This window comes from Runella aurantiaca (assembly GCF_003339505.1).
In the GTDB taxonomy this organism is placed as follows: domain Bacteria; phylum Bacteroidota; class Bacteroidia; order Cytophagales; family Spirosomataceae; genus Runella; species Runella aurantiaca.
In genome coordinates, this window is the sequence record NZ_QPIW01000021.1 from 57214 (window position 1) to 81697 (window position 24484).

Sequence of the window (24484 nt, forward strand, 5' to 3'; positions counted from 1 at the left end):
TCGAAAGGATGAAAAACTACTTGATAGGCTGCGATTGGGGGACTACCTCGTTCCGGTTGCGGTTGATAGAAACCGTCGAAAATAAAATAATCAGTGAAGTACTTTCTTCGGAAGGAGTGGCAAGTACGTTTGACGCATGGAAAGCAACAAAAGCAGAATTTGAAACTAAGAAATCTTTCTTTATTCAACGTTTAAAAGAACAACTTGCCGTATTGGCCCAGCAGTCGAAGGCCGAATTGAACGGAATTGAAATTGTTATTTCGGGAATGGCATCGTCTTCCATCGGAATGTACGAGGTGCCGTACGCCACCTTGACGTATGATGTGGATGGGGCGCAAACGGCCGTTCATCGCCTAGAAGCCGACGCCCATTTAGCCCATGATATTATGCTCATATCGGGTATTCGGAGCGAGTACGACGTGATGCGCGGCGAAGAAACGCAATTGGTGGGGTTGGCAGAATTGTTGCATTTATCTGCAAGTCAACGGTATATTTTAATCCTTCCTGGAACGCACTCCAAACACCTGTATGTCCAAAACAATCGCCTGATTGATTTTCAAACCTACATGACGGGCGAGGTATTCAGCCTAATTTCTCATCACAGTATCCTGAAAGAATCGGTGGAAAAAGCGAGCCGTGAGCTATCAGCGCTGGAAATGGCTGCGTTTAAAATGGGAGTGCGCGAGTCTGGTGCGCGGGGCGTGCTTCGAAATCTTTTCAGGGTCCGAACCAACCAGCTTTTTCAGAAATGGACCAAAAAAGAAAACGGCCTGTATTTGAGCGGGTTGTTGATTGGGTCCGAAATTCACGACCTGCTGGCCGAAAGCGAGTGGCAATTGGTGCTGTGCAGTGGAAACAATTTATACGAATTATACAAAGCGGCCGTCGAAGAACTGGGGCTGTCGGACCGAATGCTGACCGTTTCGGCGGACACGGTGGACCTAGCAACGGTGGTGGGACAAGTTAAAATTTTTCAAAATCAAGCCTTATTGCTGAACAATCAAACATTATGAGTAAAACTGCATTTTCGTGGGAATTATTTAACAAAGCGCCCATCGTTGGCATCGTTCGGGGGCTGTCGTTAGAAGAAGTAAAACAAATTTTGCCGATGTACCGGGAAGCGGGTTTGACCACCATCGAAATCACGATGAATACCCTCGACGCCGAGAAAATTATTGAATATGCCGTTGAAAATGAACAACATGGGCTAAACATCGGTGCTGGAACGGTGTGTACAAAAGACGATTTAAAAAAAGCACTCGAAGCAGGCGCGCAGTTTATTGTAACGCCGATTCTGGATAAAAAAGTAGTCAAGGCCTGCGTCAAAAAAGAGATTCCCATCTTTCCAGGTGCGTTTACGCCTTCTGAGATTTTTAAAGCATGGAGTTTAGGCGCGAGCATGGTGAAGGTGTTTCCGGCTACGCAAATGGGTCCGTCTTACATCAAGGAATTGAAAGCGCCCCTCAATCAACTCAAATTGCTGCCCACGGGGGGCGTGAGTTTGGAGAACATGTCCGAGTTTTTTAAGGCGGGTGCCGATGGTGTCGGAATGGGAGGGCAATTGCTGGATAAAAAGTTGATTCAAGAAAAAGATTGGCAAAAACTCAAAACACATTTTTCACAATTTATTAAACAACTTCCCCGCCGATGAGCGCCCCTAAAATCAAAAACTACCGTTGGCTTATTGTGGTTTTGCTCTTTACCGCCACCACAATCAACTACTTAGACCGGCAGATTATTGGGTTGTTGAAGCCTATTTTAGAAAAAGAATTTGCGTGGTCAGAAACCGATTACGCGCGTATCATCATGGCGTTTACGGCGGCTTATGCCATTGGGTTGTTGGCATTGGGCTGGTTGATTGATAAAATCGGGACCAAACATGGTTACTCTATCACCATTGTTTTTTGGAGTGTGGCGGGAATGCTCCACGCGCTGGCCCGTAGTGCCTTCGGTTTTGGTGTGGCTCGGGTTGGGCTGGGGTTGGGAGAAGGTGGCAACTATCCCGCGGCGGTGAAAACGGTGGCGGAATGGTTTCCCAAAAAAGAACGCGCGTTGGCTACTGGGCTTTTCAATGCTGGGACTAGCGTGGGCGTGGTGGTAGCCCTGATTCTTGTACCCTGGATTTTGACGACCTACGGCTGGCAGGAAGTTTTTTGGATTACGGGTGCGCTCGGTTTTGTGTGGTTGATTTTTTGGCTTATCTATTACGATATTCCCGCCAAACAAAAACGCCTGACCACGGAAGAGTACGAATACATCGTGAATGGTCAAGAAAAGGAAGAACAGCACAGCAGCGAGAAAGCGAGTGTCAATTGGATTAAGTTGTTTTCTTTTCCCCAGACGTGGGCGTACATTACTGGAAAGGGCTTAATTGACCCGATTTATTGGTTTTTTCTGTTTTGGTTGCCGTCTTATTTTGCCTCCACTTTTAACCTTGACCTCAAAAAACCGAGTTTGGAATTGATGCTTATTTATACCGCTACCACCGTGGGAAGCATCAGCGGTGGCTGGTTTTCGTCGCAACTCATCAAGCGCGGCTGGCCCGTCATCAAAGCCCGAAAAACGGTCATTTTGGTGATTGCGGTTCTTGAATTGTCAGTCATTTTTATTCAGTTTGCGCCCAATGTCTGGGTCGCCGTTGGGCTGATTAGCTTTGCGGTGGCGTTGCATCAGGCATGGGCGACCAACGTATTTACGTTACCGTCCGACATGTTTCCTAAACAAGCCGTCAGTTCCATTGTGGGCATCGGTGGGATGGCTGGCGCGTTGGGAGGCATTCTTTTTCCGATGCTGATCGGCAGTCTGTTGGATACCTACAAAGCCGCTGGAAACCTCGCGGGCGGGTACAATATCATCTTTACCATTTGCGGTTGTACTTACCTGATTGCGTGGGGTATCATTCATTTGCTGACCCGTAAATCCAAAATGCTGGAATTGACGGAGTTGGAGTAGAATGGTCGCAGTCGCTCGCGTTTTGCGACGGGGCGGCCCGAGCCGTGATGGCTATTGGTAGGTCTCTGGCCGCGAAATTTCGGTAATGTGCGGAGAGTTGCTTACAACCCGACTCCGCAGTCGCTCGCGTCTCGCGACGGGGCGGCCCGAGCCGTGATGACTATTGGTAGGCCTCTGGCCGTATAATCGTAGAAAATAACCATAGCACTCACTCCTCCCGTACAAACGCCACATTTCGTTGTATTCCTTCCAACTTCGTGCGTTTGACGGCGGAGCGGCGGAATATTTCCTGAAATACTTCCTGCGTGATTTCTTTCCAATCGCCGTTGGTAAATTCGGCCAATTCGGGATGCAAATTGAACTCGGGCGTTTGGTGCGGTTTGGAAAAACGATTCCATGGACACACATCTTGACAAATATCGCAACCAAAAATCCAGTTCTCAAATGTACCCTTAACTTCTGCGGGGATAGCCTCTTTGAGTTCAATCGTAAAGTAACTGATGCAGCGGCTACCGTCGACCACGTACGGCTCCACGATGGCGTCGGTAGGGCAGGCATCCACGCAACGCGTGCAAGTGCCGCAATAATCCCGAACGGGCCCGTCGGGCCACAAATCAAGGTCACAGATGATTTCACCGATGAAGAAAAAACTGCCCATGTCGCGGTTGAGTAGGTTGGAATGTTTTCCTATCCAACCTAAACCGCTTTTGGCCGCCCAAACTTTATCCATTACGGGAGCTGAATCCACAAAAATACGCCCGTTGATTTCGCCGATTTCTTCCTGCAACTGCGCCACCAACTCCTTCATTTTGTCTTTTAATACAAAATGATAATCGGTTCCGTAGGCGTATTTGGAGAGTTTTAGGTCATTTTTCCCTTCGGGTAGTCGCTGTTCGGGGTAATAGTTGAGCAATACCGAAATAACCGACTTGGCCCCCTCGACCAGTTTGCGCGGGTCGAGACGTTTGTCAAAATGGTTGGCCATGTAGTGCATTTGTCCGTGGCGGTGCTGATTGAGCCAATGCTCCAGCCGAGGAGCTTCTTCTTCCAAAAAAGTGGCCGTCGATATGCCGCAAAAATCAAAACCTAGCTCGGTAGCTTTCGCTTTGATGGTTTGACTTCGCTGTTGCCTGACAAAATCGTCGGTGGTCATGGATAAAAAGTTTAAAACGGAACTTAAATGCCAAACAATGTGCGTTCGGTGGTCAGACAAAGTTATGGAATCAAGGCCAAGTTTTGTTAATTTGTGGCTAGTACAAAACCTATTCCCTAATCAATGAGACCGTTTACCTTTTTATTACCCGCGTTTATCGTGCTGCCACTTTTCGTATTTTCGCAGGAAGAGCCTGAAAAACACCCGATTGATGTCGCGTTAGACAACTGCATGGACAAAAATCCTTCCACGCAGGGCATGGTGAGTTGTTTGGATGCTGCCTACAAAAAATGGGACGCCGAACTCAACAAAAACTATAAAGCCCTGACGAGCCAACTGAACGCAACTCAGAAAGCCGCCCTGCTCGCTGCCCAACGCAAATGGATTGAGTACCGCGATTTAGAGTTTAAGATGCAAACTTCCGTTTACACCACCATGCAAGGCACCATGTATCAACCCATGGCCATCAACGACCGCATGGAAGTGGTAAAGAAACGCGCCCTTGATTTGAAAAGCTATCTGGATTTACTGGAAATAAAGTAAACATTTCTTTCAATAACACCCCAAACATCTATTCATCATGAAACTATTAACCGCCTTATTAGCAGGGATTTTAACGCTTTCGTTGAGCGTACAGGCGCAAAAATCGGACGAAGAATTGCGCCAATTGGCCGATAAAATTGCCCACAAATACATCCTCACCGATGGCCACGTTGATTTGCCGTATCGGCTCAAAATCAAAAACTTTCGGCTCGAACGCCAATATTTAGGCATTCCTATCAGCACCACTGAGGGCGATTTTGACTACGAGCGCGCCAAAAAAGGTGGACTTTCGGCACCGTTTATGTCGGTTTATATTCCGTCGTCGTACCAACAAACGGGTGGTGCCAAGCAGTTGGCCGATACACTCATCACGATGGTGAAGGGCATCGCCAAGGCGCACCCCGACAAGTTTGCCGTAGCCACAACGCCCCAACAAGTGGATGCTAATTTCAAAAAAGGCATCATTTCGTTTCCGATGGGGATGGAAAACGGCGCACCGTTGGAAAAACTCTCCGACGTGGCGTATTTTCGTCAGCAGGGTATTAGCTACGTGACGCTCACGCACGGAAAAGACAACCTGATTTGTGATTCTTCCTACGACAGTACCTTCACCCACAAGGGTTTAAGTGCCTATGGAAAGCAGGTTGTAAAAGAAATGAACAGGGTTGGCATTATGGTGGATGTATCGCATATTTCCGACGACGCATTTTATCAGGCCGTGGAGCTTTCAACTGTTCCCGTGATTGCGTCGCACTCGTCGTGTCGTTATTTTACACCGACATTTAAGCGGAACATGTCCGACGATATGATTAAGCTGTTGGGTAAAAAAGGCGGTGTGATTCAAATCAATTTTGGTTCCAGCTTTTTGGATGAAAACTACCGTCAACAAGCGGAAGTATTGCAGGGGAAATTCATGAAAATACTGAAAGATAAAGGTTTGAAATTCACCGACCCCGCCGCCCAAGACTTGTTGAAGCAATTCCAGAAAGAGAATCCCGTATTGTTTGCCGACGTTGAAACCGTCGCCAATCACATCGATCACGTTGTGAAACTTACGGGCAGTACACAGCACGTCGGCATCGGCTCTGACTTTGACGGCGTGGGCGACAGCCTGCCAACGGGCCTGAAAGATGTGTCGCAGTATCCTAACCTGATTTATGTATTGCTCAAACGCGGCTATTCCGAAAGCGACATTGCCAACATCATGTACAAAAACGTATGGCGTGTGTGGTCAAAAACCGTGGCTAGTGCCAAAATATAGTTGAGGGACTTATAACCACAAAAAGCGCTGATTGACCATCAATCAGCGCTTTTTGTATATCAAACTTGTCGGTATTTCTTTTCGCTCCGTTAACCCAGAACGAGCAAAGAAAGCAGGGTTAATCCGCTTAAGATAAAGAGGATGCCCGCGATTTGTTTTTTAATTGAAGTTGTCATAGCTGTATGAATTTTTGTGTAAAACTAACAGAGTGCAAAACAGCTTTCCAATGAAATAGGTTGAACCGTTGAAAAATGTAAATAAATGGTTCAATTTGGAGGCTAAGCCGTTGTTAGTACAAAGACGCAATCCCCAATTAAAAGGTTGGTGAAGGCTTCGATTTTTATTTTGAGGATCGTTTATGCCAAAAATCAATGGCAAAAACACCCCTAAATCCCGTACATTTGCCCCATGCGAATTAGTAATGAAATAACCGAGCGAATCAAACAAGCCGCCGACATTGTGGAAGTGGTGGGGGATTTTGTGTCTTTGAAAAAAAGAGGGTCCAACTATACCGCTTGTTGTCCGTTTCACAACGAAAAGTCACCGTCGTTCAACGTTAATCCCGTTCGTCAGATTTATAAGTGCTTTGGCTGCGGAGCCGCGGGCGATTCCATCAAGTTTGTGATGGACATTGAGGGCATTAGCTACGGAGAGGCGTTGCGGCATTTGGCCCAAAAATACAATATTGAGGTCGAAGAAGAACAGCAAACCCCCGAAGAAGTGCTGCGCCAAAATGAACGCGACAGCCTCTACATCGTGCTGAATTTTGCCCAAAAATACTACCAAAACCTGCTCATGGAGCACGAAGAAGGGCAGTCCATCGGGTTAAGTTATTTTCGGAATCGGGGTTTCAACGACCCCACTATCAAGTCGTTCGGGCTTGGTTATAGCCTTACCGATTGGGACGGGCTGACCAAAGAGGCGGCCAAAAAAGGCTATAATCCTGAATTGCTCGAAAAGGCGGGCTTGACCCTGCATAAAGAAGGCGACGCACAGGCCAACCGCGCCACCCGCTACTACGACCGTTTTAGGGGGCGGGTGATTTTTCCGATTCACAATGTATCGGGTAAGGTGATTGCCTTTGGCGCACGGATTCTGTCGGCAGATAAGAGTCAACCGAAATACATCAACTCGCCGGAAACCGACGTCTACCATAAAAGCAAAATCCTGTACGGAATCTATCAGGCCAAAAACGCCATTCGGCAGGAAGACGTTTGCTATTTGGTGGAAGGCTACACTGACGTGATTTCGCTGCATCAGGCGGGCATTCAGAACGTGGCGGCTTCCTCGGGTACGTCGCTGACGGAAGAGCAAATCAAGCTGATTGCGCGTTTTACCAATAATATTACGATTCTCTACGATGGGGATGCGGCGGGTATCAAAGCGGCTCTGCGCGGACTGGACATGGTGCTCGAAGAAGGACTTAACGTAAGCCTCGTGACCTTGCCCGATGGCGAAGACCCCGACAGCTACGTGTATAAAGTGGGAGCGGAGGGCTTCAAAAAACACGTTCAGCAGGCCACGAAAGACTTTATTACCTTCAAAACCGAAATGCTTTTGAAGGATGCAGGCGATAATCCGTTTAAGCGTGCCGAAGCTATCAATGAAATTGTAACGAGTATTACCAAAATTTCGGACCCGATAAAGCGCCAGATCTTCTTCAAACGTACTGCCGATTTGATGAAAATGGACGAGCAAACGCTCATTTCGGAAGGCAATAAACACCTGCGTCGGCGGGAAGAGAAAGCCGCCGAGAAGCCCGTGCAGTCCAAGCCAAAAGATCGCTTGAGAGAACGGCCGCAGGAGCCTTCGGATATCCACTTTTCGGATAATTTTATCGAAGAAGAATTCGGGATTTTGGTGGAGGATTCTGTCCCCAATTCCGTGCCCGATGTAGCGCCTAGGCATGAGCTGCCTACGGATTTGTTCAAGCAAAGACTGTATTTTCAAGAACAAGCATTTGTCAAATTGCTGATTTTGCACGGCCAAACGGAGTTGGAGACGGGCATTTCGCTGTGTCGGTATTTACTGCATGAGATTGGGGAAATATCGTTTGAAAATCAGCTTTTTGATTTGGTCTTAAATATCTTCCGCCAGCGGTTCGGTTTGGGAGAAATTCCTTCGACCGATTATTTCCTTTCGCACATCGACCCTGATATACAGCGTTTTTCGATTGATTTATGTACCAGTAAGCACCATTTGAGCGAGAATTGGGAAAAGCACGATATTGTGGTTCCGACCGACGAAGAGCTGCTCCATGAAATCGCCTTTAAAAAAATCCTTCGCCTTAAAATGGCGTATTCGGCCACTAAGATGAAGGATTTGTTAAATCAGATGGGAAAAATAACGGGGAATTCTGACGAAGAATTTGCCCAAATTATGGAAGTCCAACGTCAGTATAAATTTTACAAAAATATCAACGACTTGGCTGCTAAAGAACTCGGCACGGTGGTGCCGGGGTATTAGTTATTTCTTACGAACGCGTGATTAAATCGTAGGCCGTTTCGAGCAATTCTTCTTTGTCCAACAAACTCAAAGACAGCGGTAACTGCGCCAATCCGATGAGTCGACGCATGATTTCAACACCCGTAAATTGGTCGACCAATTGCGGGTTTTTGATTTCTCCGTAGGCCTGATACACCTTGCGGATGGTTTCTTCGGGTTGTTTGGCCATCATGAGGTGGGCCGTCATCACGCCCAAATCAAATTCAGGGCATCCATAAAAACAAAATTCGGGGTCAATGACTTTGAGGCCATACGTGGTTTTGAGCCAGCTGCCTGGGTAAAAATCTCCGTGCAACAAACAGCGTCCGTCTGAGAGGTACACCATGCCCAATTCTCTGACTTTTTGTTTCAGTTTTGTGTCGATTTTGTAGCCCATCGAAATCATTTGTAGCCCGCTAGAGATGGTGTCAAGGTCAAAGCCGTTGTTTTCCATCAACGGATAGTTGAAAATGTGTTCGTGGTTCAGCGCTCGCATCTCACGATTGGCAAAAGACGCATCAATCGTTTCTTGCCATGTAAGGCGGTGGAGCATAGCGAGATAATGCGCCAAGGCTTCCGCTTCAGTCATGGAGAGCTGTTGGTTGGGTTGGTACAAAAAAGTATAGTCGCTCGCGGTGCCTAAGTCTTCCAATACCAGAATATTGGCTTCGGCATCAATGCCAATCAATTGAGGCATTGATTCGTTGATACTGGCAAAGGGTTGAATCTTTTCATAAAACCGTCCTTCCGTCACGGCGCGGTTGGCAGGTGCGGCGATTTGGGGATATTTTTCCACGTATGGCCGCGACTGTTTTACGATGAGCGTACGGTCGTGGGTGCGTACCCGAAGGGTATAATTCATGTTTCCTTCGCCGGGTTTTTCCAAAATCAGTACTTGCTCGTGTTGTTTGAGCCAGTTTTTGCTTTTCAGATAGTCTTCGAGGAGGTGTGGTTGGGTGATGTCTAATTGCATATTGAGGAATGAAAATGATTCGTGCTGAATGTTTTGCTGGGTACTAAGATTGTTTTTACACAAAGAACCATAAACGGAAGATAGTGAGTGTAAATTATTTACCATAAAAAAAATAATGCCAGTCATACGGCTCCCCAGCGCTGCTTTCTTACAAGTATAATGCATTAGGAATGAGTTTGTTCTGGTAATGATATACGTTTAAAACGCAAATTGACCCTTTTTACTGAAAAAATGTTTGCCACAATCGCTTCCTGTTTGCTTATTTGCAACCCCAAAAAAGGAGTACTGGTAGCGTTTGAAAGCGATTTACCGTCATAAATACGAACTAATTCAATGACAGCATCCCAATTTATTGCTCCTATTGTAGGAGTCAGTGAGCGTCAGGCCCACAACACGATTACGTTATTTGATGAAGGAGCCACGGTCCCGTTCATCGCGCGTTACCGTAAAGAAATGACCGGACAGCTTGACGAAGTCCAAATCAACGCCATTAAAGAGCAATATCAGAAATTTCAGGAGGTTTTGAAGCGCCGAGAGGCCATGTTGAAAAGCATCGAAGAGCAGGGGAAACTCACGCCCGAACTGCGCAAACGTCTCGAAGAAACCTACGTTTTGCAAACGTTGGAGGATATTTATTTGCCTTACAAACAAAAGCGTAAAACCCGTGCTTCGATGGCCATTGAAAAAGGCCTTGAACCTTTGGCACAGGTGATTTTTGCGGGAAAAGAAGCCAATCCTGAGCGCAAAGCCGAGCAGTTTTTGAACGATAAAGTCACCACCATCGACGATGCCTTGCAGGGCGCGCGGGATATTATGGCCGAGTGGATGTCTGAAAATGTGGATGCTCGCAATAAAATCCGTTATGCTTTTGAACGTACGGCGCAAGTTTCGTCTAAAGTGAAGAAAAACAAGCAGGAAGAAGGGGCAAAGTACCGCGATTATTTCGATTTCAGCGAGCCGCTCAACAAGATTCCGTCGCACCGTTTGTTGGCACTGCGTCGTGGTGAAGAAGAAGGTTTTTTGAGCGTAGATATTTCTCCCGATGAAGAAATGGCCATCGACCTGCTCGACCGTCTGTTTATCAAAGGGTTGCCTGCCTGCAAAGACCAACTGGAACTCACGGTTTCGGACGCTTACAAACGCCTTTTGAAGCCCGGCATCGAAACAGAATTTACCAATAATTCAAAGGAAAAAGCCGACCGCTACGCTATACAGGTCTTTACCGAAAACCTGCGTCAATTGCTGTTGGCGTCGCCTTTGGGCCAGAAACGGGTATTGGCCATTGACCCTGGATACCGTACTGGTTGCAAAGTTGTGTGCTTGGATTCGCAGGGAAATCTGTTGGCCGATACCGTAATTTATCCGTTTGACAAAGCAATGGAGGCGGAAGCCACTGTTAAAAGTTACCTCCAAAAACACCAAATTGACGCCATCGCCATCGGAAATGGCACCGCTGGCCGCGAAACCGAAGATTTTATTAAAAGAATCATCGCGGCCCAATCATCCGAGAAAGCCGTAGGGCTATTTATGGTTTCTGAGCAAGGTGCTTCCATTTATTCCGCCTCCGACGTAGCGCGGGAGGAGTTCCCTACCAAGGACGTCACCGTTCGCGGGGCCATTTCCATCGGTCGTCGATTGATGGACCCCTTGGCTGAATTGGTAAAAATTGACCCCAAATCCATCGGTGTGGGCCAATACCAGCACGATGTGGATCAGGGAATGCTCAAAACGGCGCTGGATACCGTGGTCGAAAGTTGCGTAAACTCCGTAGGTGTCAATCTCAATACTGCCAGTAAGCACTTGTTGCAATACGTCTCGGGCTTGGGGGCATCTTTAGCAAAAAATATTGTGGAATACCGCGCCCAAAATGGCGATTTTAAATCCCGTCAACAATTGATGAAAGTGCCGCGTTTGGGTGGGAAAGCTTTTGAACAGTGCGCCGGGTTTTTGCGCATCGAAAATGCCGCTAATCCCTTGGACAACAGCGCTGTTCACCCCGAAAGCTATCCCGTAGTGGAAAAAATGGCCAAAGATTTGGGTACCAACGTGGCCGAATTGATGAAGAAGCCCGAACTTCGCCGCCAAATCAGCCCGCAGAAATACGTCGGCGAAACCGTCGGTTTGCTGACGTTGCAGGACATTCTCAAAGAGTTGGAAAAACCCTCCCGCGACCCGCGTGAAGCCATCACCGCGTTTGAGTTCGACAGCCGCGTGCGCAAACCCGAAGACTTGCATGAAGGGATGATTTTGCCGGGCATCGTGACCAACATTACCGCTTTTGGGGCATTTGTGGATATTGGCGTCAAGCAAGACGGCTTGGTTCACGTCTCACAAATGGCGAATCGTTTTATTAAAGACCCCAATGAGGTGGTCAAACTACAACAACACGTCACGGTCAAAGTGGTGGAAGTAGACTTGTCGCGGAAACGTATTGCACTGACAATGAAGATGTAGTAAAAAAGAACGTCGGCTAGGTTTAAAACGGCGTACAGTGCCCCCGTTTTAAACCTAGCCGACGTTAGCAAAGATTCTAATTCTTCGGCTGTCCACCCGATAATGAACCTGCTTTGGCTGGAGGGGCGGGAGAAGTAGTGCCAGCAGTCACTGGATTTCCTTCCTTATCCAACTCGATCAATTCGTATCCCAAACGCGATAAGCCTGGTTTGATCAGGTTTTTGTCACCAACAACGGTAATCACCATTTTATCGATCGGAAGGCGCTTGCGGGCAATGGCCTTGATGTCTTCTTTGGTGATTTTTTTCAGGATATCACTTTGTTGCTCCACAAAGTTTCGGGGTAGATTGTAGTCAATAATTTGGCTAAGGAAAATAGCTTTTTGGAGCGAGGTCTCATACCTTAACGCATCCCGTTGTCCAATCGAGCTTTTGGTAAATGCCAATTCATCGTCGGTAATGCCATCTTTGCCGTAGTTGGTGATTTCTTTGATGAACTCAACCACCGAGCTATCCGTTGCGGCTGCTTTCACCCCTGCCTGCGCCGTAAATACTGCGGGTAGCCGACTGCCCGCAAATGATGACCGGGCACCATACGTAAAACCTTTGTCTTCGCGCAGGTTGAGGTTGATGCGGCTGCTGAAGGCTCCGCCCAAAATGTAGTTGGCCAGGCCAGTGCGGTAATAGTCGCCCGTAGCGTCATAAGGCATATCGGTCACGTACCCAATCCGAATTTCCGACTGTGCCGCTTTGCCTTTGTCGATCAGATAAATGCGGGTCTTGTCAATGGGCTTGGCCGTGGCGGGAGTCGGAATGGTGACTGGTTTGGCGGCCCATTTACTCAGGAAACCTAGCTTAGGCATCACTGCGCTTTGTTCAACATCGCCCACAATGACCAGATTGGCAACCGAGGGCGACAGGTTTTTTTCGTAAAAGGCCTTGACATCTTCCAGCGTAATGCTTTCTACAGTTTTGGAAGTGCCGCTCACCGGAATGGAACGGATGTCATTTTCGCCAAACAGCAGTCGGTTATAGGCTTTGTTGGCAATAACCACCGGCTGAGTACTTTGATTCTGGATGTTTTCCAGCAACTGTTTTTTGAGGCGCGAAAAGTCTTCAGTGGCAAATTTTGGTCGAAATAATTTTTCTTCGAGCAAGGCAAGGGTAGCATCAAGGTTTTTGGTCAATGACTCCACTGAAATGCTGATTTCGTTGGTGGCGGCCCCAATGGAGATGCTGCTGCCCAGTTTTTCAAGTCGGTTATTTATTTCTTCCGACGTAAAATTTTGGGTGGCTTCGTTCATCATAGAGGCTGTTAATTGCGCAATCCCCGCTTTGGTTAAGTCATTGGCCGATAGCAAGTGGCCACCTTTGATGGATAACAGCAGCGTTACGGTTGGAATTTCGTCGTTACGAACACCGATCATTTTAAGGCCATTGGGCAGTTTTTCAGCCCAGAAGGGCGGAACCTTTGTGGCTGGGTTGGGACCAGGGGCGGGTTTTTTGCTACGGTCAAACGAATCCTTTGGTTTTTTGTACGTTAGTCCTTCGTAGCCATAGTTTGGCGATTGGTAGCCTTCTGACGATGCTGTGTAATTGTCGGCATGGGCCACTATGTCTTTTTTGCCCGTGGGATAAACGGTCAGAATAACGGCGCTTTTGCCTTTGATATATTGATTATACACCCTCATCACATCAGCTTTGGTTAGCTTTTGAATTTCTTTTAACTCCTGAGGCAGGTAGTTTGCGGTGGGGGCAAAGGTCTGATACGCCGCCAATCGCGAGACTTTACCCGATACACTCGACAGCCCTTCGATCAGGTTGGTTTCGCGGGTGGCTTTGAATTGTGCAATATCATCGTCGGTCACACCGCGCGCTTCAAATTCGGCCAAGGTACGGCGGAGCAGTGCTTCTGCGCTGTCGAGGCGCATGGTAGGAAAGGGGAGTAGCGTAATCGTAAATTCCCCCGCCAATTCGGTCGTCGGATGGCTGGCGTTCGACTGCGTTGCTTTTTCTGACTTTACGAAGTTCTTGTACAACAGCGAGTTACGACCACCGCCGAGAATGTCGGCCAATGCATCTAGTGCGGCCTCATCTGGATGATACAGCGGAACTGTGGGGTACGTCACCCGCAGCATTGGAAAACGAATGTTATCTTCATACGATACATACCGGTTTTTGTCTAATATCGCAGGTGGAACGGTGGTTTTTGTAACGGCTGGACCTTTGGGAATAGAGCCAAAGTATTTTTCGGCCAATTGAACTACCTGTGCGGCGGTAACATCCCCGCCCACCGTCAAAACGGCATTATTGGGACCGTACCAGCGCAGAAAAAAGTTCTTGAGGTCATTGACGTTTACCCGGTTTAGGTCTTCAAGGTAGCCGATGGTCAGCCATGAATAAGGATGGCCGTAAGGATAAAGGTTTTTAGCAGTGGTTTCACCGGCCAGCCCATACGGCCGGTTATCGTAGTTCTGACCCCTTTCGTTTTTTACCGTAGCCCGCTGAATTTCAAATTTTTTCTGGGTAACGGCATCCAACAGAAATCCCATACGGTCGGCTTCGAGCCACAGCGCCCGTTCCAACTGATTGCTGGGCAGGGTTTCGTAGTAGTTGGTCCGGTCGCGGTTGGTAGAGCCGTTCAGCGTGCCGCCCGCTTCGGTTACGAGCTTGAAGTGCTCGTCGTCGGCTACGTGGTCGGAGCCCTGAAACATCATGTGCTCAAAAAAGTGGGCAAAGCCGGATTTGCCGATTTCTTCGCGGGCCGAGCCTACATGATAGGTGACATCCACGTGGACGACTGGGTCCGAGTGGTCTTCATGGACAATAACAGTTAGTCCGTTTGATAACACGTACTTCTCGTACGGAATCACCAACTCGTTGCCTTTACGGGTTACTTTTTCAATTGACTTAGTTTGTGAGAAGACTCCGTGTGCAATGCACAGACAAAATAGCAGGGAGAATGAAGTGGTTAGACGCATTGTATCGGAAATAGAATTGTGGAAAATTTCCTAAAGTTAACCAAAATCCCCTAACTAATGTTTAGGCCTGCTAGCGGGCAGTGAGACGTAATATTAGTGGAGTATTCGTTTGTTTATATCAGTGACGTTGCGCATGGCCTGCCTGATATGTCGTTCATTATGTGCAATGACAAACTGGAATACATCACCCAGTTTCAGCGTGATAAAACGCGCAATAGAAATGGGGATTCGGATGGCGTTTAGATCAGTTGAACGAGCTTCTTTTAAATAAATCAGTAAATTTTCCTGTTGCTGAATAAATTCGGCTACTACCGCATAAGCATCTAAGTCGGGTGCGGGAATGTGCCCTTTAAATGCTTTGTATTTCTTTTTGCCCGTTTCGGGGTCCATCATTTTGATGAAATAAGCCCCAAGCCAAGAACTTTTAAAGGTGTCTTTGGGCGGCAAATGAATGTTTTTTGCAATTCCTTGCTGAATTTTGGGTAGATAATAGTGCCCATAGCTATTGAGATGGTCTAGACACTGCGCGATGCTCCAACCACCATTGTAGGCGGGCTGGAGCAAATCGTGCGCGGTCATGTTTTGAAAATGTCGGATAGCCTGCTGTAAGTGACCATCCACGAGGTGTTCGAGGCTGTTCAATAATTGTTCTTTGGGGAGTGTTTCCATGGTTGTTATTTTATGGTCACAAAATTGGGGCGCTTTGCCCAAACAATTATTGGTATTTACCAAGATTTAATCCATTTTCACTTTGTTCATGAGTTTACTAAAATTGGTCGCATCCATGCCCAGATAATTGGCCAGGTACTTGTGCGGAACCAATTGTAAAATATGAGGACTGCGTTGCAATAGTCGCCGGAAACGTTCTTCGGTACTGAAGCATTGCAATTCAACGAGCCGCTCCAATACTCCCGTAAGTGCTCCCGTAATGCCTTGTCGGATAAGGAGTTCAATAGCAGGATGGGATTGCATTAACGTTTGCAAGTCGTGATAAGAAGCCCTTAAAAAAACGGAGGAGGTCAGGGTTTCGTAAGAATAACGCGACGGTTGTTGTAACATCAGCGCGTCGAGTACCCCACCAAACGACGGCGCATAGGTAAAAACCAGCGTTGCTTCGCGGTGTTGTTCGTCAAAATAATAAACGCGCTGCACGCCTTCAACAACAAAATACAAATACTTTTCCTTCTCGCCTGCGGCCGTAATGACCTCTTTGCGTTTGGCCGAAAAAGGTTTCCAAATTTTAGAAAAAGCATCCCATTCCTCGTCCGAAAGCGGCTGAATCGAAAGCGTAAGTTGTTTTAAAGAATCAAGGGCAATTTGCATGGTTTTAGGGTTGATTTCTCCGTAGAAATTCAGGCCGCCAAACCCTCTTTTTTCTGTTGCTTGGCTTTTTCGCCAAAGTGCTTATCTTTTAGTTTTAAAATGGGTTTTTCAATATATTCAAAAGAGAGAGCCGCCATGGCAAAAGTGGCTAAAAAATTTAAACAAACGACCCACCACACAAATCGACTGGGGGTTAATTCAATGGCATGAAGTCCTTTTAAGAGCGCAGAAGCGGCCAAAAAATGATAAATATAAATCCCATAGCTGATTTTGCCGGTGTAATTAATAAAGGGATGTATACTGATTTTAGTTAACGTTTTGGAGGGATAATAAATGCCCCACGCAATAAACCAAACAGAAAACAGTGAAACAAACGTTCTTTCAGTAATTCGGTAAAGATTGTTGTAAAGCGAGTAATAATTAAAATCTAATTCATTTTTTGAACTGTTATAATAGCCCGGCATACTACATAAATAAAGAAAAATTAATATCCCCAAAAGGGTTTTATTCGCCAATAGCTTCTTTAGCTGGTCGGGATGCTTATAATGATAATACGAGATTAACGCCCCAATACCAAAACAATCAATGCAACATTCCGTTGTGAAGTGGTTATAGGTAAAAGGAAGCTCCAATGAAAAATACCAAAGTCGGATGGCCAAACCAGCAACAGACAAAAAGATAAAGAAAATCTTGTGAAAACGATTGGGTATCAGGTAAATAAACAGAGGGAGAAAAATATAAAATTGCTCCTGAACTGCCAATGACCACGTTTGGATGTAGTCTATGGGGTTGTTGATGGGGTCTTTGTGGTAAGCAATGATGTAGTTTTGCGTAAACGTTAGAAAATTGGTAATGTACTCACGAAAATGGTACCGATTCACAATGGCGTAAACCAACAAAACCAAAAGATAAACGGGAAGCGTTCGTAGTAGTCTTCGCGCCAAAAAGCGGCTTGTTGTATACCAATATGATGTCTCGCTTTCTTTCCCTTTTAGCAAAGGTTCTGTCAATAAAAAGCCAGAAAGCACAAACGCAATGGTGCTGCCGAAGGGTAAAAAAGTAAAGGGGTTTTCGGCTATCCAGTGGTGCAATAAGACAATAAAAACAAAAACTACCCTCAATAAGTCCAGGTGTGGAAAGTACTGACGTTGAGTCATTTGGAAATGGTGTCCGCCCAATGATTCTTTGATGTTTTTCTGTTAACTATAAGATTAACAGGTGATTGTGATAAGAGGTGTGGAAGCGCAATACCGATTGGGGCGTGTATCAACCAGCGTCGAACTTTTGCCAAAGGAACGGCTTCTGAAAAGAAAAGCCAAAAAAATTAGGAAATAGTTATCAAACGGTTATTTGCATAAAATGCCGTTTGACCTATGCTGAGACTTTTGAGGATATTTACGCAGAAAATTTATCCTCCGTTGCATAAATGGAGGAAAAAGAAATAAAATTATGTCTTTTTGTGAGGTCTTTTTGTTAGAAAAAAGCTATCTACTCAACATCCTTAACGCAGCGAAACCCTACATTATACCGGCTGATTTTTTCGGGGTGTAAATAATACCGATGCGAGGTGCGGGTCAAGGCTTGGTCGTTAAAATTGGAGCCACCGCGCATTACTTTGTAGGTTTCGCCGTACTGTTCCATCGGAGTGTCATTGTCAGGATAAGGCTTGTACCAGTCGGCGGTCCACTCCCACACACTGCCGGCCATGTCAAAGCAGCCGTAGGGGCTTTCTGGCTTGGCAATCGAGCCGCCTCTCGATGTTTTTTGGTCCCAAACCACAAAAGATTCATCGTAATAATTGCCCCACGGGAAAACACGCCCGTCGGTACCTCGCGCTGCTTTTTCCCATTCTTTTTCGGTAGGTAGGCGCTTCTTTGCCCATTTGGCGTAGGCCGTTGCTTGGTGCCAAGTTACGATTGCCGCGTTGTTTTCTTTACCCGCTGGAAATTTGAATTCGGGGTCAAATTGGGCATATTCGGCGTTGCTTACTTCATATTTATCAATGAAGAAGGCGTTGGTCATGGCCATTTGTTGGGGGCGCTCGTCGGGGTCGCCGTAGTGGCTGCCCATGATAAAAGCGCCGGCTGGCACGTACACCATGCCTTTGGGTGGGGTAGGTTGGGCCAAGGCTGATTGTGCAACAGCTAAACTGATATACAGCGCGTAAATGTATTTTTTCATCTTTGATTTCTTTACCATTTTGGGTCAATTAAACCATAATACCGACCAAACCAGTAGTTGCGAATCATGGCGGCGGCGGTGCCTTCTTCTTCCGATTTCACCGTTTTGGTTCCGCCACCTTTCATCGGAATCTTGAACTCCCGCGTTTGGCGCTCAAATCCCCACATATCTTTGATGGCCTTCTTGCGCTCTTCGGTCCAAATATCTTCACCAGTCAGTACACCGTAGACCATGATAAACCAGATGTTGCTTTCCCAATCGAAGTCAATCGTTTTCCAATCTTCCCAGTGGCGGTTTAGACTCATACGGTATTTGTTCAGTAGGTTTCGGTCTTTTTCGTAGCGCATGAGCATGTACAGAGAGCGGGCCGCGTGGTAATCGTCGCCCACGTTGCGCCATTCTGCCGGAAAAAGCATTTTGGCTTTCAACTGTTCGTCGTCGTAGTGGTAACGGTCGATAAGCATGTGATAGGCAGCATTGTAACGTTCTTTGCCAGTGAGTCGGTGCGCCACTTTGAGTCCCATCAGCATCTTCAACGAATTGAGCGGTTGGTGCGGTAGGTCAGGGCAAAAATTGCCCCACATCGTCATTTTACCGTCTAGGTCGGTGAGTTTGAAATTATCGTCAATGACGCGCCCCATAAAACGGTCGAGCAATCCCGCCGCTTTTAGTTTGTAATCATCATCGGCGCAGAGTTCCCAGAAGGTGCCAATTCCATAACAGATTGAAGTAAATTTATCTGAACTCAAATCTCCCAGCCAACGATAACCTGACAGGGAAGTGGACTTGTGCCATTCGTGGTACCACAAAACCTCTTCGTGCCAGAGCGGCTCGTCGGTTTGGTTAAAGCTCCGCGCCACCAATCCGGGTACGCCTGTTACTTTCTCAAGTTTGAGCACGGCCTCAAAGATTTGGTTGGCAATGTCGCGGTCTTTGGGGTCTTTGGTGAGCGCGTATTTGTGCGAATAAGCCGCCAGCATTTCGGAGGTAGGGTCCAGACAATCGGCCTGTGAACCCACAATCGGGCGCTCCAGTCCCGCTGGTGGGAAGATAACGTGCTGCATAATGGCGCCCTCATTCCAGTGGTTGCCGCGCATCAATTGATCAAATAGCTCTACCTTGACGTGGAGTGGGTCGGTCTTTTTGGGGAATTTATTCACTTTTTGTCCCCACGAGTCTGTACCACCAGTGAGGTAGAAAAACATAAAAAGCAACAACAGTGCGCGTAGAAGCATGAAAAAGTCTAAGGTTGAGGGTGTTTTCCTAAAATACTGCCCAATGGTTGTTACAGGCCACTGTCAACCCTCATTATCTTATTTTGCCTTCAAATCCTGTAAATAGAATTCATCCACTTCTTTGTTTTCCTGCCAAGTGTATTCAATTTCGTAGGCTATTTTTCGGGCTAGGTCAAGGCCGTGCCTATCGCTGATAAAGCCCAACGTCATGTCCATGCCGGCCGATATTCCCGCAGAGGTGTAAAACTTGCCGTCCACGGTCCAGCGGGCTTTTTTTACCCAATTGACCTTTGGCCCCTGCGACGTGGCCCAGTCGTAGGCGCGTTTATTGGAGGTGGCGGCTATTCCGTTTAGTTGCCCCGTTTTGGCCAGCAACGCCGAGCCAGTGCAAACCGTCAGGGTATAAACGGCGGTGGAAGCAAGGGCTTTGATTTTTGTGAGCAGTGCTTCGTGTTCTACTTCTTTGCGCGTTCCTTGTCCTCCGGGAATGAGAAAAATGTCCAATGTCCCGTTTTCGGGAAGCTTTTCCGTGACAATTTTTACGTTTTGCGTGCTTGAAATGATTCCGCCTTCTAAAGAATAAAACTCGATTTTATATAAATCTTTTAATCGCCCGAAGACCTCTACGGGTCCAAATACATCTAAGGTTTCGAAGTTATTGAAAAGCAAAATTCCAATCCTTTTGGGCTGGGCTTTGGGGGTGTCGGTAACTGCATCTGACTGCGAAAAAGCTGCGAAAGAGGATATTACCAATAAGGCCGATAGAAATTGTTTTTTCGTAAAAAGAGTGTTCATGATGAAGTGAAGTGTTAAGGGTTGTTCAAAGATACAAAAGGAAACATTCACCTTGGGCAGTGTCAGCACTGCCCAGATGGAATTTGTGCCTTTTTCGCCTTTGTTGCCATAATATGACCCACAATCTCACAGCCGAAACGGGAGATTTGCGGCATAGAAAGCTTTTGTAGTCAAATGACTGGGTTTGTCACTGTTCCGTCGTATCCTATGAAAAAGCTCCTTTTTGTATTCTTATGGGCCGCTTGTTCGGCTCCACTTTTTGCCCAAAACGAAGGGTTAATCAACACGGCCAAAAGCCCCTTCGCAAAACTTTATTCGCCGGGAATGTCAGATGTCCAGTGGACGGGTGGTTTTTGGGCTGACCGCTTTCGGGTATGTAAAGAAACGATGGTGCCGCACCTGTGGAAGGTCTACACTGATCCAAATATCAGCCACTCGTTCCGAAATTTTGAAATCGCCGCTGGGGTAATGGAGGGGAATTTTAAAGGACCGTCGTTTCATGACGGTGATTTTTACAAAACCTTTGAAGCCGTGGCCAGCCTTTATGCTGCCACCAAAGACCCCGCATGGGACGCCATTATGGACAAGGCCATTGATATCATGGCCAAAGCCCAGCGCGAAGACGGGTACATTTATACCAAAGCCATCATTGAGCAAAAGAAAACGGGAAAGACCAAGCTGTTTGAAGACAAACTGAGTTTTGAAGCCTACAATTTCGGCCACCTGATGACTGCCGCCTGCGTTCATCACCGCGCGACGGGTAAAAACACATTGCTGGATATTGCCAAGAAATCCGCCGATTTTCTGATTGGTTTTTATAAAGTGGCCACGCCCGAACAGGCCCGCAACGCGCTCTGCCCAGCGCATTATATGGGGCTGACGGAATTGTACCGCACCACGCGTGAAAAAAAATACCTTGATTTGGTTACTTACCTCATCAACATCAAAGGTACGACCGAAGGGACCGACGACAACCAAGACCGAATTCCGTTTCGGCAGCAAACGGTGGCCATGGGGCACGCCGTGCGCGGTACGTATCTTTACGCTGGGGTGGCGGATGTGTATGCCGAAACGGGCGAGGATTCGCTGATGCGCTCGCTGAATCTGATTTGGGACAACCTCACCCAACGAAAAATGTACGTGACGGGGGCCTGTGGTGCGCTTTTTGACGGAGTATCTCCCTACGGGACTTCTTATAAGCCCAACGATGTGCAAAAAACGCATCAGGCGTTTGGACGTGACTATCAATTGCCCAACGTCAGCGCCCACAACGAAACCTGCGCCAATATCGGCAATGTGCTTTTCAACCGACGGATGTTTACACTCACGGGCGACGCCAAGTACATCGACGTCGTGGAATTGGCGTTGTACAACAGTGTATTGTCGGGTATTAGCCTTTCGGGGGATGCCTTTTTTTATACCAATCCGTTGAGTGCCTCCAACGACTTCCCGTACCAACTCCGGTGGATGGGTGGGCGGCTACCGTACATTCGCATTTCCAATTGTTGCCCGCCCAATACCGTACGTACCATTACAGAAGTGAGCGACTATGCCTACAGTATGAGCGACAATGCCGTTTGGTGTAACCTGTTTGGCAGCAGTCAATTACGTACAGCTCTCAAAAACGGGCAGCAGTTGCATTTACAACAAGAAAGCAATTATCCCTGGGATGGAAACGTAAAAATTACGGTAATCCAAGCTCCTGCCGCCCCTTTCCAAATCAAATTGCGTTTGCCAAGTTGGTGTGCGGAAGCCAAATTAATGATTAACGGTAAAGCGACTGATTTTACCGTTGAAAATGGATATGTAACGCTTCAGCGTTCGTGGCAAAAAGGGGATGTTATTCAATGGATCTTGGATATGCCCGTTGAACTGCTAGAATCCAACCCGTTGGTGGAAGAAAATCGTAATCAGATAGCAGTAAAACGAGGCCCCATTGTGTATTGCGCCGAATCCAATGATATGCCCGCCAACACAAGGGTATTCGATATTGCTTTGCCTGCAAACATGGCCTTTCAACCCGTTTCCGTGACCATTGGCAACAGTTCGGTCATGGGTTTGGAGGGAAATGCCGTGGGAATCAACGAACAAAAATGGCAAAATCAACTTTATCGGCCCCTTTCCAAAAGTAAAAAAACGTTGCATTTGCGACTGATTCCCTATTACGCGTGGGCCAACAGAGGCCCTTCCGAAATGACGGTTTGGCTGCCGGTGGTGCGGTAGCTGAGGGCAAAGATCCTTTTAAATTCAAATACACTTTATCATCAGAGGGTTGGGGACGGTTGGCCACGAAGGCGTACAATAGGGGCTCGCCTCGAATCTATAATCATTAAAAAGGCCAAGCAAATTGCTTGGCCTTTTTAATGATTAATCTATTTTATTAGTAATAAGAATAACAACCGTGTCGTAAAACAATTCTCCACTTTCTATCAGCCCATACAAAACCATCAAGCTAAATACCTTAATGTTTTGTGTGCCCTTCACTTACAAGCGACTCAAACCTTGTTGTGTTACATTCTAAAACTGGCGTAGGATTTTACTCATTACACTCAATTGCGCATGTAAACCAAAGGTTGCTTCAATTAATAACGATTATTGCTCCAGACCTTGCGGCACAATTAACCGATCCCCGTACTTTTCCCGTTTTAGGGATAGCGACTTAGGGTCAAATGTGATGGTAAAACTTTTAACGGGGTCTTTGACCAGACAAGTGATAAACCAAGACGGATCTTGTTTGATTTCATTCACGTCCCGCTTATTGCCTTTCATCGAAGAGGAGCCGTTTCTGTTGTTTGAAGCCATAGGTGCATTTATATAATTAGTACTATATTATACCTAACACCCGTATGACAATAAACGTGCTATCTTATTGATTATCTTTAGTAAATACTTTTGAAGTGAGGGCGCATGGTTGTGCTTCAAACTGAAAATAGTGATAAAAAGAGCCTTTATTCTCTTAAAATGGTCCTTAATAGGATATTTTTTGTTTTTTTTGATTCATGCCTTTTTTGAAATTTTTTAACGAAGTTCTTCCTAAATCGTTTCAATTAGTAGATTTTAGACGGTTAGAGTGCGTTGGATTTATTGCTGGCCCAAGATAATAGGGGTGCGGCCATCCGTGATGATTACCTTATTTTGGGTATTTCGAATGGCTTCAATCCATTGTTCTTGCAATACCCTTGGTTCCAAACCGCTTGCTTTTACGCGGTTGGCTTCGGCCTCAATTTTGGCTTTTTCCAAGTTCATGCGCGCTACTTCCAACTCGTTTTTTACCTGTTCGGCCTGTTGTTTGGCGTTGTTTCGGCGTTCGATGGCTTCGGCCATCGAGGTTGGGGGCTTGAGGCCACTGGTCAGGGATGTAAGGGTGAAAAATTTCCCTTCAAAATCTTTTTTTAAGCGTATCTCAACCGACTGTTCAAAATGATTCAGGTTGTTCATTAAGCTATCGGTGCTGAAATTGCGGGCTTCTTCGCGATAGGCATTGACCACGAGTGCATTCAGAACGGCCCCTTCGATGTTGTCCATAATCGTATTTTCATCATCAATTCCTACGTGTTTGTAGTTGAAGATAATATCGGCACCTTTGGTTCGAATCGCCTGATAGGTAAGTGAGGGGTCGACGGTAAAAACGCCGGCGTCTTTGGCGGTAATGACCACTTCTGCGGGGTCGGCTTTTTGTTCAAACATGGGGACTTGATAGAGTTCTGTTCCAGGGCCGAGTAGCCCCTGAGAGCCGGTCACGACCGAGAAATCGCCCCGACCTTCGCGTCCGTAATTTTTCATAAGTACCCCTTCATAATTGGGCTGTACACGGGTGCAACCCGCCAGAACCACGATAAACAAGAATGGATAGATTAGTTTGTTTTTCATTTTTTAAAATAGTTAGCGTAAGGGAAAAGGATTAAAAGGATGATATGAAGCAAGCCGGTGGCCCATCCCGCAAAAGGGTAGGGGCCTCTGAATACCCAAAAATGGAACCAAAAAAGCAGTACATTGATCAAAAGAAAAATCAATGTGCGTAAAAGGGTGTTTTTCATAAGGAAAAGAAGTTAGGGAAATAGAACAACTAAAATAGGGAAAACATATCTCTGTTTTTAAAGGCGATTCAGTTTATTATTATTCGGTTAAATTCTTTTGATAATATTCACTT

Annotated in this window: 19 protein-coding genes; 8 read left to right on the forward strand and 11 right to left on the reverse strand. The window is 46.6% G+C overall.

From position 1 onward, the window contains the following. The first annotated feature begins 8 nt into the window (after positions 1-8). From DVG78_RS21185 to DVG78_RS21195, 3 genes are read left to right on the forward strand one after another with little or no spacing between them, the layout of a single operon-like run. Positions 9-1013 carry a 2-dehydro-3-deoxygalactonokinase gene (locus tag DVG78_RS21185; protein WP_114463039.1) on the forward strand — a complete coding sequence of 335 codons (1005 nt, stop codon included), beginning with the start codon at positions 9-11 and terminating at the stop codon, positions 1011-1013. Continuing rightward, on the forward strand, positions 1010-1651 hold the full coding sequence (locus DVG78_RS21190; RefSeq protein WP_114463040.1) for a bifunctional 4-hydroxy-2-oxoglutarate aldolase/2-dehydro-3-deoxy-phosphogluconate aldolase: 642 nt from the start codon (positions 1010-1012) through the stop codon (positions 1649-1651). The genes DVG78_RS21185 and DVG78_RS21190 overlap by 4 nt, the downstream gene beginning before the upstream one ends. Next, a complete protein-coding gene (locus tag DVG78_RS21195; protein WP_114463041.1) occupies positions 1648-2952 on the forward strand; it encodes an MFS transporter in 1305 nt (434 codons plus the stop codon). Before DVG78_RS21190 ends, DVG78_RS21195 begins: the two co-directional genes overlap by 4 nt. A 208-nt stretch (positions 2953-3160) precedes the next feature. Here DVG78_RS21195 and queG read toward each other — a convergent pair whose 3' ends face one another. Next, positions 3161-4105 carry a tRNA epoxyqueuosine(34) reductase QueG gene (queG, locus tag DVG78_RS21200; protein WP_114463042.1) on the reverse strand — a complete coding sequence of 315 codons (945 nt, stop codon included), beginning with the start codon at positions 4103-4105 and terminating at the stop codon, positions 3161-3163. 123 nt (positions 4106-4228) lie between these two features. Here queG and DVG78_RS21205 point away from each other — a divergent pair, with 123 nt between their 5' ends. The 3 genes from DVG78_RS21205 (at position 4229) to dnaG (ending at position 8375) form a co-directional block, all read left to right on the forward strand. After that, positions 4229-4648 (forward strand): lysozyme inhibitor LprI family protein, encoded by a 420-nt coding sequence (locus DVG78_RS21205; RefSeq protein ID WP_114463043.1) that lies wholly within the window; start codon positions 4229-4231, stop codon positions 4646-4648. Positions 4649-4685: 37 nt separating this feature from the next. Continuing rightward, on the forward strand, positions 4686-5909 hold the full coding sequence (locus DVG78_RS21210) for a dipeptidase (RefSeq protein WP_114463044.1): 1224 nt from the start codon (positions 4686-4688) through the stop codon (positions 5907-5909). 408 nt (positions 5910-6317) lie between these two features. Continuing rightward, a complete protein-coding gene (gene dnaG, locus DVG78_RS21220; protein ID WP_114463046.1) occupies positions 6318-8375 on the forward strand; it encodes a DNA primase in 2058 nt (685 codons plus the stop codon). 7 nt (positions 8376-8382) lie between these two features. Here dnaG and DVG78_RS21225 read toward each other — a convergent pair whose 3' ends face one another. Beyond that, positions 8383-9531, reverse strand: a complete 1149-nt coding sequence (locus DVG78_RS21225) for a phosphotransferase (RefSeq protein ID WP_229598286.1) — start codon at positions 9529-9531, stop codon at positions 8383-8385. A gap of 168 nt (positions 9532-9699) precedes the next feature. Between DVG78_RS21225 and DVG78_RS21230 the strand changes: the two genes are divergently transcribed. After that, positions 9700-11820, forward strand: coding sequence for a Tex family protein (locus DVG78_RS21230; protein WP_114463047.1), 2121 nt, complete (start codon positions 9700-9702; stop codon positions 11818-11820). Between the two features lie 76 nt (positions 11821-11896). Here the strand turns inward: DVG78_RS21230 and DVG78_RS21235 are convergent, their stop codons facing one another. From DVG78_RS21235 to DVG78_RS21265, 7 genes are all read right to left on the reverse strand, one after another. Beyond that, positions 11897-14800: a M16 family metallopeptidase gene (locus DVG78_RS21235; RefSeq protein WP_114463048.1), complete on the reverse strand. Its 2904-nt coding sequence runs from the start codon at positions 14798-14800 to the stop codon at positions 11897-11899. A 93-nt stretch (positions 14801-14893) separates the two neighbouring features. Beyond that, positions 14894-15469, reverse strand: a complete 576-nt coding sequence (locus DVG78_RS21240) for a DinB family protein (RefSeq protein ID WP_114463075.1) — start codon at positions 15467-15469, stop codon at positions 14894-14896. A 66-nt stretch (positions 15470-15535) separates the two neighbouring features. After that, positions 15536-16123 (reverse strand): Crp/Fnr family transcriptional regulator, encoded by a 588-nt coding sequence (locus DVG78_RS21245; RefSeq protein ID WP_114463049.1) that lies wholly within the window; start codon positions 16121-16123, stop codon positions 15536-15538. 29 nt (positions 16124-16152) lie between these two features. Then, a complete protein-coding gene (locus tag DVG78_RS21250; protein WP_114463050.1) occupies positions 16153-17280 on the reverse strand; it encodes an acyltransferase family protein in 1128 nt (375 codons plus the stop codon). A 331-nt stretch (positions 17281-17611) separates the two neighbouring features. After that, positions 17612-18304 carry a formylglycine-generating enzyme family protein gene (locus DVG78_RS21255; protein ID WP_158550070.1) on the reverse strand — a complete coding sequence of 231 codons (693 nt, stop codon included), beginning with the start codon at positions 18302-18304 and terminating at the stop codon, positions 17612-17614. A gap of 11 nt (positions 18305-18315) precedes the next feature. Then, positions 18316-19539, reverse strand: coding sequence for a hypothetical protein (locus DVG78_RS21260; RefSeq protein ID WP_147277140.1), 1224 nt, complete (start codon positions 19537-19539; stop codon positions 18316-18318). Between the two features lie 78 nt (positions 19540-19617). Continuing rightward, complete coding sequence (locus tag DVG78_RS21265) at positions 19618-20334, reverse strand: DJ-1/PfpI family protein (protein WP_114463053.1); 717 nt, start codon at positions 20332-20334, stop codon at positions 19618-19620. A 207-nt stretch (positions 20335-20541) separates the two neighbouring features. On the opposite strand from DVG78_RS21265, the gene DVG78_RS21270 reads away from it, so the two are divergent. After that, complete coding sequence (locus DVG78_RS21270; protein ID WP_114463054.1) at positions 20542-22557, forward strand: aceric acid hydrolase; 2016 nt, start codon at positions 20542-20544, stop codon at positions 22555-22557. A gap of 369 nt (positions 22558-22926) precedes the next feature. Here the strand turns inward: DVG78_RS21270 and DVG78_RS29925 are convergent, their stop codons facing one another. Then, positions 22927-23136, reverse strand: coding sequence for a hypothetical protein (locus DVG78_RS29925; protein WP_114065239.1), 210 nt, complete (start codon positions 23134-23136; stop codon positions 22927-22929). Between the two features lie 279 nt (positions 23137-23415). Continuing rightward, entirely contained in the window at positions 23416-24204 is a 789-nt protein-coding gene (locus DVG78_RS21275; RefSeq protein WP_114463055.1) for an SPFH domain-containing protein, read from the reverse strand. Positions 24205-24484 lie beyond the last annotated feature (280 nt).

Excerpts from the sequence above, each read along its gene's own strand:
- DVG78_RS21185 (WP_114463039.1), top strand. The coding sequence starts at position 9 with ATGAAAAACTACTTGATAGGCTGCGATTGGGGGACTACCTCGTTCCGG.
- DVG78_RS21190 (WP_114463040.1), top strand. The coding sequence starts at position 1,010 with ATGAGTAAAACTGCATTTTCGTGGGAATTATTTAACAAAGCGCCCATC.
- DVG78_RS21195 (WP_114463041.1), top strand. The coding sequence starts at position 1,648 with ATGAGCGCCCCTAAAATCAAAAACTACCGTTGGCTTATTGTGGTTTTG.
- queG (WP_114463042.1), bottom strand. The coding sequence starts at position 4,105 with ATGACCACCGACGATTTTGTCAGGCAACAGCGAAGTCAAACCATCAAA.
- DVG78_RS21205 (WP_114463043.1), top strand. The coding sequence starts at position 4,229 with ATGAGACCGTTTACCTTTTTATTACCCGCGTTTATCGTGCTGCCACTT.
- DVG78_RS21210 (WP_114463044.1), top strand. The coding sequence starts at position 4,686 with ATGAAACTATTAACCGCCTTATTAGCAGGGATTTTAACGCTTTCGTTG.
- dnaG (WP_114463046.1), top strand. The coding sequence starts at position 6,318 with ATGCGAATTAGTAATGAAATAACCGAGCGAATCAAACAAGCCGCCGAC.
- DVG78_RS21225 (WP_229598286.1), bottom strand. The coding sequence starts at position 9,531 with ATGCATTATACTTGTAAGAAAGCAGCGCTGGGGAGCCGTATGACTGGC.
- DVG78_RS21230 (WP_114463047.1), top strand. The coding sequence starts at position 9,700 with ATGACAGCATCCCAATTTATTGCTCCTATTGTAGGAGTCAGTGAGCGT.
- DVG78_RS21235 (WP_114463048.1), bottom strand. The coding sequence starts at position 14,800 with ATGCGTCTAACCACTTCATTCTCCCTGCTATTTTGTCTGTGCATTGCA.
- DVG78_RS21240 (WP_114463075.1), bottom strand. The coding sequence starts at position 15,469 with ATGGAAACACTCCCCAAAGAACAATTATTGAACAGCCTCGAACACCTC.
- DVG78_RS21245 (WP_114463049.1), bottom strand. The coding sequence starts at position 16,123 with ATGCAAATTGCCCTTGATTCTTTAAAACAACTTACGCTTTCGATTCAG.
- DVG78_RS21250 (WP_114463050.1), bottom strand. The coding sequence starts at position 17,280 with ATGACTCAACGTCAGTACTTTCCACACCTGGACTTATTGAGGGTAGTT.
- DVG78_RS21255 (WP_158550070.1), bottom strand. The coding sequence starts at position 18,304 with ATGAAAAAATACATTTACGCGCTGTATATCAGTTTAGCTGTTGCACAA.
- DVG78_RS21260 (WP_147277140.1), bottom strand. The coding sequence starts at position 19,539 with ATGCTTCTACGCGCACTGTTGTTGCTTTTTATGTTTTTCTACCTCACT.
- DVG78_RS21265 (WP_114463053.1), bottom strand. The coding sequence starts at position 20,334 with ATGAACACTCTTTTTACGAAAAAACAATTTCTATCGGCCTTATTGGTA.
- DVG78_RS21270 (WP_114463054.1), top strand. The coding sequence starts at position 20,542 with ATGAAAAAGCTCCTTTTTGTATTCTTATGGGCCGCTTGTTCGGCTCCA.
- DVG78_RS29925 (WP_114065239.1), bottom strand. The coding sequence starts at position 23,136 with ATGGCTTCAAACAACAGAAACGGCTCCTCTTCGATGAAAGGCAATAAG.
- DVG78_RS21275 (WP_114463055.1), bottom strand. The coding sequence starts at position 24,204 with ATGAAAAACAAACTAATCTATCCATTCTTGTTTATCGTGGTTCTGGCG.